A 16,300-nucleotide genomic window follows, 5' to 3' on the forward strand; every position below is an offset into this window, starting at 1 on the left:
CACGCAGCGGCCCCACCAGCAGCTGGAGGTTGATCTTGGCGGGAACCCGGACGCGCACCTGGGCGGCAGTTCGGGACACGGCTGCGATGCTAGTGCGCGGCCCCGGCACCCCGATCAGCACGCCGGTGGCGGTGCGCCATACCGGGCTACCCGATTTCCCCGGCGCTCGGCTTGGCTTGTAGGATCGCAGGGTTGCCTCGGCGAGGGAGTCCACAGACCGATCGGCTGAGCCTCTGGCTCGGTAGGCCGTTCTTGTGGGGCCCGTTATCGACGCGGTGCTTGCCGGCGCTGTGTTGTGACCTGGTGTGGCCCGCGGTCCTCGACCGCAGGTGCGCCAGCCGCGCTCTCGGGCAACACCGCGTTCGGACAACAGCAATATGACCGCCGTCACACAGTCAGCACGCTTGACTGAGCAACACCCCTCACGATCCACGAACCAACTTCCGTACGACTTGATCCAACAGGAGCGCCCCCGTGTCTGAAGTCCGTTTGGCCGCCGAAGTACGTACCGAGTTCGGCAAGGGTGGCGCTCGCCGTACCCGTCGTTCCGGCAAGATCCCCGCCGTCATCTACGGCCACGGGGCCGACCCGCGGCATGTCTCGCTGCCGGCGCGCGAGTTCGCCCAGGCCATCAAGCGGGGTGGCGGCAACGTGCTGCTGACGATCACCCTCGACGGCAAGGACGAGTTCACCATTCCCAAGGCCGTCCAGCGGCACCCGATCCGCGGCGACTTCGAGCACGTCGACCTGATCGCCGTCCGCCGCGGCGAGCGGGTCACCATCGACGTCCCGCTGCTGATCACCGGCGACGTCGCCCCCGGCGCGATGCTCGGCCAGGAGCACACCACGGTGCAGGTCGAGGCCGAGGCCACCCACCTGCCCAGCGAGATCGAGGTCTCGGTCGAGGGCCTGGACGCCGGCGCGCACGTCACCGCCGGTGACCTGACGCTGCCGGCCGGCGCGACGCTGGTCACCGATCCCGAGACACTGCTGCTCAACGTCAGCACCGCGCCGACCGCCGAGGACATCGAAGCCGACACTGCCGAGTCGATCGCCGAGCTGGGCATCGTCGAGGAGCCGGCCGGGGACGACACCACCGACGAGGGGCCGGCCGCGGGCGACGCCGCGACGACGGACGAGGCGTAGGACTGACCGTCGCCGGCTGGCGGCGCCGGTTACGGCTGCTTGCGCTGCCCGATCGACCTAGCCGCCATAGCCCAGAGGCCCGGATTGCCATGACTGACGAGCGTTTCCTGATCGTCGGGCTCGGCAACCCGGGCCCTCGCTATGCCGGCACCCGGCACAACGCCGGGTTCCTGGTCGCCGACGAGCTGGCCGCCCGGATGGGCGGGTCCTTCAAGGCTCACCGGAGCCGCACCGACGTGGTCGAGGGCCGGCTGGCCGGTCAGCCCGTGGTGCTGGCCAAGCCGAAGTCCTACATGAACGAATCCGGCGGTCCGATCGTGGGGATCAGCCGGTTCCACAAGGTGGGTGTCGAGCGGATCATCGTCGTGCACGACGAGTTGGACCTGCCGTTCGGCGGGTTGCGGCTCAAGCGCGGAGGCGGCGAGGGTGGCCACAACGGCCTGAAGTCCACCAGCGCGGCGCTGGGTTCCAAGGACTACCTGCGGGTGCGGTTCGGCATCGGCCGGCCGCCCGGGCGCCAGGACCCGGCGGACTACGTGCTGCGCGAGTTCGCCGCCGCCGAGCGCAAGGAGCTGGCCTTCCTGATCGACCGGGCCGCCGACGCGGTGGAGGCGCTGCTCGTCAAGGGCCTGGAAGCGGCCCAGAACGAGTTCAACTCCTGACAGCCGCGCGCAGGCCGGCCCCGGCTGCGATACCGTCCACCCGCAGTTGTCGTACGGGGATGGCCGGGCAGTGCCCGGAAGGAGTCGCAATGAGAGCCGTCCTCGGGCTGGCAACCGCCGTGCTCACCGGGCTGGCGGGCACCGTCGTGGCCGTGCTGGCGCCGCCGCTGGCCGGGACCGCGGACGCGGCCACCCCGCCCGACCAGGTCATCACCGTGCAGGCGAGCAGTTCCAGCTCCACCACCGCCCGGTTCGACCTGTGGACCCGCCTCAGCACGGGCGGGTTCCGCCACCACTCCGGCCCGATCACCGCCTACCTCGGCCGCAACGGCATCGGGGCGACCCGGGAGGGGCTGGCCCGGACGCCGGCCGGCGTCTTCGGCCTCACCCAGGCCTTCGGCAACCAGCCCACCAACGGCACCCGGCTGCCGTACTTCCAGGCCACCCGGGCGGACTGGTGGAACGAGGTCTCCAGCAGCCCGGCCTACAACACCCATGTGCGCCAGACCTACTCACCGGGCTGGCCGAGTGAGAACCTCTACACCGCCGGCGCGGTGTACTCCCATGCCGTGGTGATCGACTACAACCGATTCCCGGTACGGGCCGGCGCCGGTTCCGGCTTCTTCCTGCACGTCACCAACGGCCATCCCACCGCCGGTTGCGTCGCGATCGCCGCCTCGTCGCTGTACTACGTGATGCGCTGGCTGAACCCGGCCGCGCACCCGGTGATCTCGATGGGGGTGGGCAGCCAGGCGACCAGCATCATCACCCAGGCCAACGCCGCCGCCGCCAAGCACAACCCGCAGGGCCACCTCGACTCGGTCACCGGAGGCCGGGGCACCGTACGAGCGGTCGGCTGGGCGGCGGACCCGGACTCGCCGTCAGCCCGGCTCTGGATCGACATCTACATCGACGGCCGGATGGCGGGCCGGTACGGCACCGGCGTGTACCGCCCGGACGTCGCGGCCGCCAGGCCGTTCGGCCCGAACCAGGGCTTCGACTTCACCCTGACCGGCGTGATCAACGGCTGGCACACGGTCTGCGTCTACGCGCTCAACATCTCCCTGGGCACCGGCAACCCGAGGCTGGGCTGCCGCGACATCCCGGTCAACCCGGCGTGAGCAGGTCCGGCCCGTCGAGCTACCCCACGCCCAGTGGGGTGAGCTGTCCCGGCAGATGACCCGCGTCCTGTCGTTCCCGCCGCACGCGGTGCCGCCTGCGTTGCACGTGCAGATCGTGGCCTTGCAGGACCAGGCGTGGCCGCGGGGCACTGGTGAGCCATCGACCGACCACGACCCGGCGCTGCAGCCGGTGACCATGCTGCTCGTCGACGACCGTGAGATCGTGTTGGCCTCGCTGGCCATCCTGTCCAAGGAGATCACTCATGACGGCCGGCGCTACGCCGCCAGCGGGCTCAGCACCGTCGTCACCGACCAGGCGCAACGCAAACGTGGACACGGCCACCGTCTGGTCACCGCGGCCCGTGAGCGGATCGCCGCCAGCGGGGCCGACCTGGGCATCTTCACCTGCGACCGGGCCCTGGCCACGTTCTACCGCCGCGCCGGCTGGCGGATCCTGCCCGGCACGGTGCTCATCGGCGGCACCCCGGAAAACCCGTTCCCCAGCGACCGGTTGGACAAAGTCGTTGTGGCTGAACTGTTCACCGATCACGCCCGCGAGCACGCCGCCAGCTTCGACCAGGCCCATATCGAGCTCTACCCAGGTGACATCGACAAGCTATGGTGACCCGGATACGAGGGATCACCTGATAGAGCTGAGTCCTGCTGTCGCCTGTTCGTGGTCGAGTAGCCAGCGCTTGGCGGAGAAGCCGCCGGCGTAGCCGACCAGCTTGCCGTCGCTGCCCACCACCCGGTGGCACGGGACGATGATCGAGATCGGATTGCGGCTGTTGGCCGAACCGACCGCCCGGACCGCCTTGGGGTTGCCGATCTGCTCGGCCACCTGCCGGTAGCTCATCGTGGAGCCGTAGCGGATCTGGCGCAGCGCCTGCCACACCGCCCGCTGGAAGGCGGTGCCCGGGGCGTGCAGCGGAAGGTCGAAGTCATCGCGCTCGCCGGCGAAGTACTCATCGAGCTGGGTCCGGGCCTCGGTGAACTCCTCATCCGCCCGGTGGCCCAGCTCGGTCGGCGGCCGGCCGTGCTGGTCGGTGTACAGGCCGGTGAGGCCCTCGCCGTCGCCGGTCAGCAGCAGCGGGCCCAGCGGTGAGTCGACATAGCTGTGAATGATCATTTCCCGTCCTTGTTCGGTGAGGAGCCCTTGTCCAGAAGAGGTTCATGCTCGGGAGGCGCCGGCTGGGGATCGCCCAGACTTGCCCACAGGTGATGGGTCAGGTAGCTGCGCCAGGGTGCGGTGGCGCTGGCGTCCAGCGCGGTGGCGCCGGGCAGCCGCGCCAGCGCCTGCCGGATGCCGAGGTCGGTGCCCAGGTAGACGTCCGGGTCACCGATCGCGCGCATCAGCAGGTAGTCCGCGGTCCACGCTCCGATGCCGGGCAGCCGGAGCAGCGCGGCCCGGGCCTCGGCACGATCGGAGCCCGGCCCCAGGACCAGGGCGCGGGTGGCCATCGCGGCGGCCAGCGCGACCAGGCTGCGCCCGCGTGCCCGCGGCATCGGCAATGCGGCCGGGTCCAGGGCCGCGATCGCCGCGGGCTCGGGGAACAGCCGCCAGTCGGGGTTGCCCTCGAAGGCCGGCCGGCCGTGCTCGGCGACCAGCCGGCCCAGCACGGTCCGCGCCGCGGCCACCGAGACCTGCTGCCCGACCACCGCCCGGACCGCCATCTCGAAGCCGTCCACCGCGCCCGGCGAGCGCAACCCCGGCCGCCGGGCCACCAGCCCGGTCAGCGCCGGTTGCCCGGCGAGCACCTCGTCCACCGCCTGCGGATCGGCGTCGAGGTCCAGCAACCTGCGGACCCGGGCCACCGCGGCGGCCAGATCCCGGTGGTCGGCCAGCCGCAGCCGGGCGGCCACGTAGCCGGCGGCCGGGGCCAGTGAGACCAGGCCGGCGCCGTGCGGCAGTCGCAGCGTCCTGGTCAGGGTCGTCCCGTCGTAGCTCTCCAGGCCGGTGACCGCCCGGCCGGCCAGGTAGCGCAGCGAGGTGGTGAGGTCCATCGGCGACCGGTAGGCCAGCCGCAGGTCGATGGTGCCGGGCTCGCCACCCGTCCGGGCGCGGCTGGCCCGCAGCCCGCTCGGGGTGCTGGCGAACACCTCCCGGATGGTGTCGTTGAACTGCCGGATGCTGGCGAAGCCGGCCGCGAAGGCGATCTCGGAGGCCGCCAGGTCGGTGGTCTCCAGCAGGATCCGGGCGGTCTGGGCACGCTGGGCCCGGGCCAGCGCCAGTGGCGGCGCGCCGAGCGTGGCGACCAGCGCCCGGTTGAGCTGGCGCTCGGAGTACCCCAGTTCCCGGGCCAGCCCCGCGACCCCGTCCCGGTCGACCACCCCGTCGGCGATCAGCCGGACGGCCCGGCCGGTCAGGTCCGCGCGGCTGTTCCAGTCCGCCGAACCCGGCGTGGCGTCCGGACGGCACATCTTGCAGGCCCGGAAGCCGGCCCGCTGGGCAGCCGCCGAGCTCGGGTAGAAGCCGACGTTGCGCCGGTGCGGGGTGCGGGCCGAGCACGACGGCCGGCAGTAGATCCCGGTCGTGCGGACGCCGGTGTAGAACATCCCGTCGAAGCGGGCGTCACGGCTGCGCACAGCCCGGTACGCGGCGTCCTCATCGATCGGCATGCCTCCAGTCTGCCCTGCCCCGGTCCGGCTGACTGGCGGTTTTCGGACAGCGTGTTTTCCGAATCAGCCGGTGTCAGCCGGTGTTGCGCAGCCCGGCCGCCACGCCGTTCATGGTCAGCAGCAGGGCCCGGCGCAGCTGTTCGGCGGCGCCGCCGTCCGCGGCCGGTGGCGCGACCTCACCGGAACGGACCCGCGACAGCAGGTCCACCTGGGCGTAGGAGATCGGGTCCAGGTAGGCGTCCCGAACGCTCAGGGTTCGCTGCAGCAGGGGTTGGTCATCGAGCAGGAACTGCTCACCGCTGACCCGCAGCACCTCATCTACCGTCAGCTCGTGCTCTGCCTTGACCAGCTCGAACAGCCGGCGCAGCTCGGTGGGGACCAGGCTCGAGACGTAGTGCGAGGCGATCTCCAGGTCGGTCTTGGCCAGCGTCATCTCGACGTTGGAGATGAACGTCCGGAAGAAGTGCCAGTTGGCGTGCATGTCTGCCAGCGCGTCCGCCAGGCCCGCCTCGCGGGCAGCCCGCAGCCCGGAACCGACGCCGAACCAGCCCGGCACGATCTGGCGGGACTGGGTCCAGCCGAACACCCACGGGATGGCACGCAGCCCTGAGATGCCGCTGCCCGAATCCGGACGCCGGGACGGCCGGGACCCGATGTTGAGCGAGCCGAGCTGCTCGACCGGCGTGGAGGCGAGGAAGTAGGCCGGCAGGCCGGGGTCGTCGACGAACCTGCGGTAGGTGGTGAAGGCGGCCTCGCTGACCAGCTCCATGGTGTGGTCCCAGGTCTGCAGCTGGTCCGGCCGCTGGCGCGGCGTCAGGTGCAGCGCCGAGGCCCGCAGCACCGCGGCCACGGTCAGTTCCAGGTTCTCGCGGGCCAGCTCGGGCAGCGAGTACTTGTCGCTGATCACCTCGCCCTGCTCGGTGAACTTGATCTCACCGACCAGCACTCCCCAGGGCTGGGCCAGGATCGAGTCGTAGGTGGGCCCGCCGCCCCGGCCGACGGTCCCGCCACGGCCGTGGAAGAGCCGCAGCCGGACCCCGTGCCGGGCCGCGACGTCGCGCAGGGTGCGCTGGGTCTTGTGGATCTCCCACTGCGAGGTGGTGATGCCCGCGTCCTTGTTGGAGTCGGAGTAGCCGAGCATCACCTCCTGGACGTCCCCGCGCAGCCGGACGATCAGCCGGTAGGTCGGGTCCGACAGCAGCTCGTCGAGCACGTCACCGCTGTGGCGGAGCTCCTCGACGGTCTCCAGCAGCGGGACGAAGCCGATCCGGGCCACCGGCCGCCGGTCGACCTCCGGATCACCGGGGCCACCGGTGCCGTGCACGTCCACGAGCCCGGCCTCGCGGGCCAGCACCACGGCGGCGAGCACGTCGTCGGCACCCTTGGTCATCGACACGATGTAGCTCTCGATCACCTCGACGCCGTAGGTGTCCAGTGCCTGGCGGATCTCGGTGAAGACGGCGAACGTCCTGGCGCCGGCAGCGTCCAGCGGCGGTGGCGTCTGGGCCAGCGGCCGGCGGGAGGCCAGCTCCTTGGACAGCAGCCGCCGCCGGTAGTCCCGGGGCAGATCGGCGTAGAGCCAGTGCTCCTCCTTGAGCCGATCGATCAACTGGCCGACGGCGTGGTGGTGGGCGTCGGCGTGCTCGCGGATGTCCAGGGTTGCCAGGTGCAGCCCGAAGATCGAGACGGTCCGCTCCACCCGGGCCAGCAGCCCGGCGGCGATCAGCTCGCCGGAGTGCTGCCGCAGCGAGGTCGCGATCAACCGCAGCTCGGCCAGCAGCTCCGAGCGGCCCAGGTAGTCCCGGCCGGGCACGTGCCGGCTGCCGACATCGATCCGCTGCCGGGTGTTGAGGATCTTGTGCCTGATGCAGGACAGCTTCAGCCGGTACGGCTCGGTCTCGTTCACCACCCGGATCCGCGGGTCGAGTTCGGGCAGGTTGGCGAGGTCGGTATCGATCGAGGCGAGCAGTTCCGGCGACACCCCGACGATCGAGCTGGAGGAGGATAGCTCGCCGATCAGCGCGTCGACCTCCGCCAATACCGAGCGGGCGGCCACGTGGTGTTGCAGCCGCAGCACCTCGCTGGTGACTGCGGCGGTGACGTTCGGATTGCCGTCCCGGTCACCGCCGATCCAGGAGCCGAAGGTCAGCGGCCGGGCCTCGGTGTCCAGCTGCGCGCCGTGGCGGGCGAGCTCGGCGGCGAGGTCGCTGGTGAAGTCCGGCACGGTCTCGTCGATCAGCTCCTGCAGGTAGTAGACCGCGTTGCGCGCCTCGTCGACCGGGGTGGGCTGGTGCCGGCGCAGCTCGTCGGTCTGCCAGATCAGGTCGATGATCTCGGCCAGGCTGCGGTCCTGGCGCTGGCGGGCGGCGGTGCCGGGCTCGGTCGGGTCGGCGAGCACGTCGGCCAGCCGGCGCAGCTTGCTCAGGATGGACCGGCGGCTGGCCTCGGTGGGGTGCGCGGTGAACACCGGGCGCACCGCGAGGGCGTGCACCGCCTGGCTGAGGCCGTCCGGACCGGCCTTGGCCGCCACCGCGGCGACCGAGCTGGCCAGCCAGCCCTCCTCGGCCGGCCGGTCCCGCAGGCTGCGTACCCGGTGCACCTGCTCGGCGACGTTGGCGAGGTGGAAGTAGGCCGAGAACGCCCGCACCAGCGCCGAGACGGTGTCGGTCGGCAACCCGGCCAGCAGGGCCCGCACCTCGTCGCGGGCCGCGGTGCGGTCCTCGCTGCGTACCGCGTCCTTGCTCTGCTTGGTCAGCGCCCGGACCTGCTCGACCAGGTCGAGCAGCGCGGGGCCGTGCTGGCGGACCAGCGAGTCGCCCAGCAACTGGCCGACCCGCCGGACGTCGCGGCGCAGGGGTGTGTCGTCGTCGCTCAGCCGGGTCAGCTCGGACAGCTCGGGGGAGGTGGTGCGGGTAGTCACCCTCCAATCTTCTCCCATGAACCGCCGCGGGCATGACCTCCAGGATTACCGGCTCGTGAACACCCGGTCGGAAGAAGGGCGTTTTGGAGTGTTTTGGTAACGGTGCGCAGACACCTGATTACAGAGAGCGCAAACAGTGGCGTTAGGATAAAATATGTTGGTAGTTAAAGGAATTTAGCGCTTCCCAAACGCTCACTTCACCAGCTATAAACGTCTTGTTACAGACGTCGATCGGGGGACGGCGGGAAGTAACGTTTTGCCCCGAGGTGCGTTGTTGATGTTCGTACAGGAGTCATCCGGACAGCAGATTCCGGCTGACGCACTTGGGGAGATGCAGGCCGGTCCAGGCCGCCTGCGACAACGGGGGAAAGATGTACACGTCAGGCCTAGACGTCGCGGGTGGGGATAATGGCGATCGATCGGCTTCCAGCAGGCTGGCGGTCGCCGGTTCGCCGGCCGGCGCCGAGTCGACAGCCAAGGATGATCGGGCCGAATTGACCACCACGTTCTCCGACGGCCTGCAGCCGCCCGTCATCGCAGGCTGGACCGATCCCAGCGCGCTCGAACCCGCTCCCGAAGACTCCGGCGTCCAGCGCCGCACCCGCTGGCTTCGCCGGTACCAGCGCGGCCTGGTCATCACCGACCTCGTCACCGCCTGGGCGGCGATCGCCACCGCCTACCTGCTGCGCTTCGGCCTGGGCGCCTCCGCGCCGTTGAACCTGCTGGTTGCCGTGATGCTGCCGTTGGGCTGGGTTGCCCTGATCGGGATCAACCACGGCTACGGCGCCCGGCTGGTCGGTGTCGGCGCCGCGGAGTTCCAGCGGATCTTCCGCGCCTTCCTGCACATGACCGCGCTGATCGCGTTCATCGCGTTCGTGACCGATGCCGAGTTCGCCCGGGGTTTCATCCTGGTCGCACTGCCACTGGCGCTGGCCATGAACCTGCTGGCCCGCTACGCCGCCCGCAAGTGGCTGCATGCCCAGCGCGCCCGGGGCCGGGCGATGAAGTCGGTGCTGCTGGTCGGCGACGCCGAGGCGATCAGCAAGTTCAGCATGGTGCTGCGGCGCGACGACTACGCCGGCCTCCGGGTGGTCGGCGCCTGCGTGCCGTCGGAGTCGATCGCCGACATGCGGACCATCGACACCCTCGGCGAAGCCGAGGTCCCGCTGCTCGGTGACGTGGACTCGATCGTCAGCGCGGTGCGGCTCAGCGGTGCCGACACGGTCGCGGTGGTGTCCTCCGGCGCGATCGGCCCGGAGAAGCTGCGCTGGGTGTCCTGGCAGCTGGAGGGCAGCTCGACCGACCTGATGGTGTCGCCCGGCCTGACCGAGGTGGCCGGTCCGCGTCTGCACATCATGCCGGTCGCGGGGCTGCCGCTGCTGCACGTGGAGGAGCCCAAGTTCACCGGGGTCCGGCGGGTGTTCAAGGGCGCCTTCGACCGCAGCGTGGCCGCCGTGGCGCTGTTGCTGCTCTCGCCGCTGTTCCTGGTGCTCGTCCTGGCGGTCCGGCTCACCAGTTCCGGGCCGGCGCTGTTCCGCCAGATCCGGGTCGGGCGGGCCGGCAGCACCTTCGTGATGCTCAAGTTCCGTTCGATGTACGCCGACGCCGAGGAGCGGCTGGCCAGCCTGCGGGACCAGAGCGACCACGGCGACGGCGTGCTGTTCAAGATGCGCGAGGATCCCCGGGTCACCCGGGTCGGCAAGTTCTTGCGCAAGTACTCCCTGGACGAGCTGCCGCAGCTGATCAACGTCCTGCTGGGCACCATGTCCCTGGTCGGCCCCCGGCCGCCGCTGCCGCTGGAGGTGGCCCGTTACGAGGACCACGTGCACCGCCGGCTGCTGGTCAAGCCGGGCCTGACCGGACTGTGGCAGATCAGCGGGCGCAGCGACCTCAGCTGGGACGAGTCGGTCCAGCTGGACCTGCGCTACGTGGAGAACTGGTCCCTGGGCGAGGACCTCTTCATCCTCTGGAAGACCGCACGTGCCGTCGCCGCTGGTTCCGGAGCGTACTGAGCCAGTAGCAGACGGTAACCAAAGATTGCCCTTGTCACATAAGGCTAAAATCAATTCATACCAGCTTTACACAGTGCGAGCGGTGGGCTAGCCTTGATCCCACCGCTTAGCACCGATTTTACGAGCGGCTGACAAATGCATATGCAGGATCGCGCTCGTGGCGGCTCTAGGTAGGGGAAGAACGAATGCTCAGCAGTGGCAATGCACAGACCGCCTCCGGCATGCTGTCCCGACGTGCCCGCGCGCTGCTGGGCACCGTGGTGCTGGCGGCCAGCGTGCTGGCCGGCGGCCTGGTCGGGCTCACCCCGGCGGCTGCCGCCACCACGGCCCAGCTGGACGGTTCGCAGTCCTGGCTCGCCGCGCCGTCCTGCTGGGCCATCAAGCAGCAGAAGCCGACCAGCGTGGACGGCGTCTACTGGCTGCAGACACCCCAGCTCATCGCTCCGGAGCAGTTCTACTGTGACATGACCACCGACGGTGGCGGTTGGGTGCTCATCGGCCGCGGCCGGGACGGCTGGACCTGGGCCTACAACGGCCAGGGAACCGCGGGTGCGGTGCGCACCACCCCGACCGGTACCGGCGCGTTCGCGCCCGCCACGCTTCCGGCGGCCACGGTTGAGGGCCTGCTGGGGGGCGGCCGGGTCGACGCCCTTGCCGACGGCATCCGGGTCCGCCGGGCCACGAACACCGGCGGAACCGCCTATCAGGAGCTGCGCCTCAAGACCACCAGCCGGGCCGACTGGACCTGGACCATCGGCGGTGGCGTGCGGGTGTCCGGGATCTCGGTCAACGGCACCAGCTACACCGCCAGCAACACCCAGAGCTGGGCGCCCACCACCACTGAGAAGGGCCTGCTCCGGCTCTACACCACCGAGTCGATCAAGCACAACTACCGGATGGGCTTCGCCTACGGCGACGGCACCGCCAGTGGCAGCCCGGCCGTCAACAACAGCACCGTGGCCGGGCAGAACAACGCCACCAGCTACCTCTGGCAGTACGCCAGCGAGAACGGGGCGCTGCCCTTCGCCCAGGTGTTCCTGCGGCCCAAGCTGACGAGCGCCAGCTACACCGCGATCCCGGCCGGCGGGCTGCCGGCCAGCACCGTCCGCCCGCTGGCCTCCTCGACGACCTCGCCCAACACGCCCTGGGGTGTCACCGGCATCCTCGGCGCGAAGAGCGAGCTGAACATGGAGGTCGAGACCTTCGCCCAGATCGGCAACATCATGTATGTCGGCGGCGGCTTCCAGTACGTGCAGAAGGGTGCCACTCCGGCGGCGGCCGACAAGATCGCCCAGCCCTGGCTGGCCGGTTTCGACGTCAACACCGGCCAGTGGCTCTCCAGCTTCCGGCCGAGCGTGAACGCGATGGTCTGGGACCTGCAGGCCACCCCGGACGGCAAGCTGGTGGTGGGCGGTGAGTTCACCTCGGTCAACGGCGTGGTGGGCATGAACGGGCTCGCCGAGCTCGACCCGGTCACCGGGGCGACGGTTGCCGGCTGGAGCGCCTCGGTCGACTACGTCACCACCGATACCAGCCCGGCGCAGGTCAAGGCCATCGACTACCAGGACGGCTACCTCTACATCGGCGGCCGTTTCAACCGGGTCACCGGTGGCACCCCCGTCAAGGGCCCGGTCACGGTCGGCCGGGCGGCCCGGCTGCGGGTCTCCGACGGCCAGCCCGACGGCGCCTGGAAGCCCAACTTCGACGGCTCGATCGTCGAGCTGGACGCCAGCGCGCAGGGTGACCGGGTTTACTTCTCGGGCTACTTCGACAACGTCAACGGGGTCTCCTCGCCGAAGGTGGGCGTGGTGAGCACCGCCACCGGCGCGCCGTCGGTGACCGGCCTGCAGCCCTGGCAGCCGAGCCTCGGATCGATCGGACCCCACGGTGAGGACTGGCGCTACCAGCAGGCCATCAAGGAAGACGGCAACGGCGTCTGGACGGGCGGCTCGCAGCACATCCTGAGCCTGTACGACCGGGACACCTTCGCCCGCCAGATCTCGCACATCACCAAGTCCGGCGGTGACATCCAGACCATTGGGATCTACAACGGCGTGGTCTATGCCAGCTGCCACTGCGGCAACTACAACTACTCGGGCACCTACGACTACGGCAACCCGATCCCGAACGCCTCGGACGTGAACAACATCAAGTACATCGGCGCCTGGGACGAGGCGACCGGGGCGTACCTGCCCGACTTCTGGCCCGGTGCACTCAACACCCGGTCCGGCATCGGCGGCTGGGAGCTGACGCCCGACTCCAACGGCTGCCTGTGGTTCGGCGGCGACTTCATCCAGGGCTCCTACCAGGGCACCGGCTACCAGTGGCTGGGCGGCTTCGGCAAGTTCTGCCAGCGTGACTCGGTGGCGCCGTCGGTGCCCGGCAACTTCCGGTCCAGCACCGCCACCACCGGCCTCAAGCTCAGCTGGGACGCCGCGACCGACAACGCCGGCTCGGTTCGCTACGAGGTGCTGCGTGACGACCGGGTGATCGCGACCACCAGCGGCCTGTCCTACATCGACACCGCCGGCTCGGTGCCCGCCAACTACTGGGTCCGGGCGATCGACGACGGCGGCAACCGGTCCGCCACCTCCACCAGGGTGGCCGTGCTGCCGCCCGACACCGTCGCGCCGACGGCCACCATCACCAGCCCGGCCGACGGCACCACCGCCTACGGCCCGGTGACGGTGACCGCCACCGCCAGCGACGACCAGGAGGTCGCCTCGGTCGAGCTGCTGGTCGACGGCACCGTGGTCGGCTCGTCGACGACCGCCCCGTACAGCTTCAGCTGGTCGGCCACCACGACCGGCAGCCACACCCTGCAGGTGCGGGCCCGCGATGCCGTGGGCAACACCGGGACGTCGGCGCCGGTGACGGTGACCGTGCCGGCCGACACCACCGCGCCGACCGCACCCGGTTCGCTGGCCAGCACCGGGGTCACCACCACGGCGGCGACGCTGAACTGGGCGGCGGCCACCGATGACCGTGGGGTCACCGACTACCAGGTGCTGCGCGACGGCGTGCAGGTCGGGCAGACCACCGCCCTGAACTGGACCGACGCCGGCCTGACCCCGGGCGCCACCTACAGCTACACCGTCACCGCGGTGGACGCGGCGGGCAACGTCGGGCCGGCCAGTGACCCGGTGTCGGTCACCACGCTGAGCGAGGTGGCTCCGATCTTCACCGACGCCTTCTCCGGCGCCGACGGGGCGGCGTGGGCGCCGGCCTGGACGGCCGGTGCGGGCAGCGGCACGGTCGACATCCAGTCCGGGGCCGGCTCCATCGCGGTGACCGACGTGTCCGGCGCGTACGCCAGGGCACAGCTGACCGGTCTTGCCACCCGCACCGACAGCGAGTTGCTGACGTCCTTCACCTGGTCCTCGAACACCGCGCTGAGCTACCTGAGCGTCTACCTGCGAGGCTCGGGCGGCTGGCAGAACGCCTACCGGCCCAAGAACGGCTACGGCCTGCAGCTGCAGTCGAACCTGGCCACGGTGACGGTGCAGAAGAACGTCAACGGCGTCACCACCAACCTCCAGTCGGTGACCGGTGGCCAGGCCGTGACGACCGCCAAGCAGTGGCTGCGGCTGCGGGTGACCGGCTCGACGATCCAGTTCAAGATCTGGACCGACGGCACCGCCGAACCGACCATCTGGAAGGGGGCCACCACCGATACCGAGGTGACGGCTGCCGGCCAGCTGTTCCTCTCGGTGGTACGCGGTGGCACCAATGTCGGTGCCAAGTCGGTCTCCTTCGACGACCTGGCGATCCGGGACGGTCAGTAAGGACGGCCCCTGATCCGGCTGGTCGCTGATCCGGCCGGTCGCTGATCCGGCCGGAGGACGCCCAGCGTCCTGACGCGAGCAATCACCCGAAGCCCCTCCTGAGACCTCAGGAGGGGCTTCGGCGTGTCACGGCGGCCGATGCCGGAAGCCGGCCGGGCCAACCGCTGAGGCGCCCGAGCCGGTTAGTCACTGAGTTACATCACTGTAAGTAACTACTGTCTGCATACCGTCCCACCGATCGAGGTCGGAGAGGTAGCTGGCAAGCGTTGACGGGCGGTTACCGCTCTGGGCTGTTGAGCCACATGATGTTGGGCCTGACGACCTCATAAGGCACCCAATACCGACGGATCGGTATCTAGAAATATACGTAGCGTAAGGGCTCAGTTAAGTAGCGGTGCGGACGATAAGTCCGGGTAACCGACTACTAGGAGTGATCAATGTCTCGCCAGCACCGTGAGCGTCCGAGCTCAATCAGAAGGTCTTGGGCCGGCGCGGCGCTGGTCGCACTGGTCGGCGCGGGTGCGATCACCGCCCTGAACCTGTCCACCACCGGCGCGGTGGCCGGCGCCTCCACCGTCAACCTGGTCGCCGACCCGACGCTGAGCAAGGGCACCGCGTCCTGGTTCACCGGCTCGGGTGGTGCGCTCAGCGTCGTCACCGGTCACAACGGGCACCTTGCCGTCCGGATGCGCAACGCGACGGCCGCGCCGCTGACCCTGGCCCTCAACGACCGGGTGAACACCGTGCAGGCCACCGTCGCAGGTGCGACCTACCAGGCCGGCGCCTGGATCCGGACCGACGCCCCCGGCGTCACGGCGGCGGTACGCCAGATGGAGTACCAGCGCCTGGTCTACCGCGGCAACAAGGTCACCAGCGCCTGGCTGCGCACCACCGACTGGGTGCACGTCAGCGTGAACTACACCGCCACGGCGAACCTGAGCACCATCGACTTCAACGTGCTGGCCTGGGCGCTGCCCAGCGGCAAGAGCGTGCTGGTCAGCGAGCCCAGCCTGATCCTGCTGTCGCTGCCCAGCCAGCCGGCCCCGGTGGGCATACCGCCGTCGTCGGCCCCGGCCAGCTCCCCGGCCCCCGCTCCCTCGGCCCCCGCCACCAGCGCGGCCCCGACCAGTTCGGCACCGAAGCCGACCACCAGCGCCCCCACCAGCTCGGCACCGGCCCCCACCAGCTCGGCACCGAAGCCGACCACCAGCGCCCCCTCCAGCTCCGCGCCGGCCCCCACCAGCTCGGCACCCGCTCCGTCCCCGACCACCTCGGCGCCGGCTCCCAGCGGCTACAAGCTGGTCTTCAACGAGGACTTCAACGTCATCGACCGCACCAAGTGGAACGTCCGCAACAACTCCTGGGCCAACAACGAGGAATCGATCGTCACCTCCCGGGCGGCCAACGTCTTCACAAGCAACGGCGCGCTGACCCTGCGGGCGATCAAGGAGAGCTACACCGTCGGCAGCACCACCAAGCAGTACACCTCCGGTTACCTCGACACCATCGGGCGCGAGTCGTGGCAGTACGGCCGCATCGAGATGCGCGCCAAGCTGCCCACCGCACAGGGCATGTGGCCCGCCTTCTGGCTGCGCGACAACACCAACCTCGGTGAGCTCGACATCATGGAGGCCGTCGGCGGCCTGCCCACCAAGACGGTGCAGACGATCCACCAGTCCACCAACGGCGGCATGGCCAAGGCGGGTCACGAGGACGTCCTGCCCAGCGGCACCACCTCCACCTGGCACACCTACGCGGTGGACCGCGAGCCCGGCTCGGTGAAGTGGTACGTCGATGACCGGCTGGTGTTCTCCAAGACCCAGACGCTGCTCACCTGGCTGGACCCCACCTTCAACGAGCCGATGAACCTACGGCTGAACCTGCAGGTCGGGGGCAGCATGCCCGCCTGGTACGGGATGCCGGTCAACGGCGCACCGCTCGGCGCCAGCGACTACGTGATCGACTACGTCCGGGTGTACCAGCAGAGCTGAGCGAGCCGGACTCAGCGATCCAGCTCCTGACATATGCTTCCGGG

The 16,300-nt window shown here is 70.1% G+C and carries 10 protein-coding genes; 7 read left to right on the forward strand and 3 right to left on the reverse strand.

The features are described from left to right. Window positions 1-474 precede the first annotated feature (474 nt). The 4 genes from VF542_RS11600 to VF542_RS11615 all read left to right on the forward strand — a co-directional run bounded on the left by VF542_RS11600 (window position 475) and on the right by VF542_RS11615 (window position 3,554). Window positions 475-1,146, forward strand: a complete 672-nt coding sequence (locus VF542_RS11600) for a 50S ribosomal protein L25/general stress protein Ctc (RefSeq protein WP_408651864.1) — start codon at window positions 475-477, stop codon at window positions 1,144-1,146. 89 nt (window positions 1,147-1,235) lie between these two features. After that, window positions 1,236-1,808, forward strand: coding sequence for an aminoacyl-tRNA hydrolase (gene pth / locus VF542_RS11605; RefSeq protein WP_408651865.1), 573 nt, complete (start codon window positions 1,236-1,238; stop codon window positions 1,806-1,808). A gap of 89 nt (window positions 1,809-1,897) precedes the next feature. After that, window positions 1,898-2,929 carry a L,D-transpeptidase family protein gene (locus VF542_RS11610; RefSeq protein WP_408651866.1) on the forward strand — a complete coding sequence of 344 codons (1,032 nt, stop codon included), beginning with the start codon at window positions 1,898-1,900 and terminating at the stop codon, window positions 2,927-2,929. Between the two features lie 55 nt (window positions 2,930-2,984). Continuing rightward, window positions 2,985-3,554 (forward strand): GNAT family N-acetyltransferase, encoded by a 570-nt coding sequence (locus VF542_RS11615; protein WP_408651867.1) that lies wholly within the window; start codon window positions 2,985-2,987, stop codon window positions 3,552-3,554. A gap of 15 nt (window positions 3,555-3,569) precedes the next feature. Here the strand turns inward: VF542_RS11615 and VF542_RS11620 are convergent, their stop codons facing one another. The 3 genes from VF542_RS11620 to ppc all read right to left on the reverse strand — a co-directional run bounded on the left by VF542_RS11620 (window position 3,570) and on the right by ppc (window position 8,486). After that, window positions 3,570-4,058, reverse strand: coding sequence for a methylated-DNA--[protein]-cysteine S-methyltransferase (locus VF542_RS11620; RefSeq protein ID WP_408651868.1), 489 nt, complete (start codon window positions 4,056-4,058; stop codon window positions 3,570-3,572). After that, window positions 4,055-5,548 carry an AlkA N-terminal domain-containing protein gene (locus tag VF542_RS11625; protein ID WP_408651869.1) on the reverse strand — a complete coding sequence of 498 codons (1,494 nt, stop codon included), beginning with the start codon at window positions 5,546-5,548 and terminating at the stop codon, window positions 4,055-4,057. Before VF542_RS11625 ends, VF542_RS11620 begins: the two co-directional genes overlap by 4 nt. 73 nt (window positions 5,549-5,621) lie before the next feature. After that, window positions 5,622-8,486, reverse strand: coding sequence for a phosphoenolpyruvate carboxylase (gene ppc, locus VF542_RS11630; RefSeq protein ID WP_408651870.1), 2,865 nt, complete (start codon window positions 8,484-8,486; stop codon window positions 5,622-5,624). 476 nt (window positions 8,487-8,962) lie between these two features. On the opposite strand from ppc, the gene VF542_RS11635 reads away from it, so the two are divergent. The 3 genes from VF542_RS11635 to VF542_RS11645 all read left to right on the forward strand — a co-directional run bounded on the left by VF542_RS11635 (window position 8,963) and on the right by VF542_RS11645 (window position 16,256). Beyond that, window positions 8,963-10,480 carry a sugar transferase gene (locus VF542_RS11635; protein WP_408651871.1) on the forward strand — a complete coding sequence of 506 codons (1,518 nt, stop codon included), beginning with the start codon at window positions 8,963-8,965 and terminating at the stop codon, window positions 10,478-10,480. Between the two features lie 185 nt (window positions 10,481-10,665). Continuing rightward, entirely contained in the window at window positions 10,666-14,265 is a 3,600-nt protein-coding gene (locus VF542_RS11640; protein ID WP_408651872.1) for a fibrinogen-like YCDxxxxGGGW domain-containing protein, read from the forward strand. 437 nt (window positions 14,266-14,702) lie between these two features. Beyond that, window positions 14,703-16,256, forward strand: coding sequence for a family 16 glycosylhydrolase (locus VF542_RS11645; protein ID WP_408651873.1), 1,554 nt, complete (start codon window positions 14,703-14,705; stop codon window positions 16,254-16,256). Window positions 16,257-16,300 lie beyond the last annotated feature (44 nt).

The sequence above is a fragment of the Jatrophihabitans sp. genome (genome assembly GCF_036389215.1).
Lineage (GTDB): Bacteria > Actinomycetota > Actinomycetes > Mycobacteriales > Jatrophihabitantaceae > Jatrophihabitans_A.

What these genes read in the sequence shown, in the direction of transcription:
- VF542_RS11620 (WP_408651868.1), bottom strand. Translation starts at nt 4,058, where the DNA reads ATGATCATTCACAGCTATGTCGACTCACCGCTGGGCCCGCTGCTGCTG.
- VF542_RS11615 (WP_408651867.1), top strand. Translation starts at nt 2,985, where the DNA reads ATGACCCGCGTCCTGTCGTTCCCGCCGCACGCGGTGCCGCCTGCGTTG.
- VF542_RS11640 (WP_408651872.1), top strand. Translation starts at nt 10,666, where the DNA reads ATGCTCAGCAGTGGCAATGCACAGACCGCCTCCGGCATGCTGTCCCGA.
- VF542_RS11610 (WP_408651866.1), top strand. Translation starts at nt 1,898, where the DNA reads ATGAGAGCCGTCCTCGGGCTGGCAACCGCCGTGCTCACCGGGCTGGCG.
- pth (WP_408651865.1), top strand. Translation starts at nt 1,236, where the DNA reads ATGACTGACGAGCGTTTCCTGATCGTCGGGCTCGGCAACCCGGGCCCT.
- VF542_RS11645 (WP_408651873.1), top strand. Translation starts at nt 14,703, where the DNA reads ATGTCTCGCCAGCACCGTGAGCGTCCGAGCTCAATCAGAAGGTCTTGG.
- ppc (WP_408651870.1), bottom strand. Translation starts at nt 8,486, where the DNA reads ATGGGAGAAGATTGGAGGGTGACTACCCGCACCACCTCCCCCGAGCTG.
- VF542_RS11625 (WP_408651869.1), bottom strand. Translation starts at nt 5,548, where the DNA reads ATGCCGATCGATGAGGACGCCGCGTACCGGGCTGTGCGCAGCCGTGAC.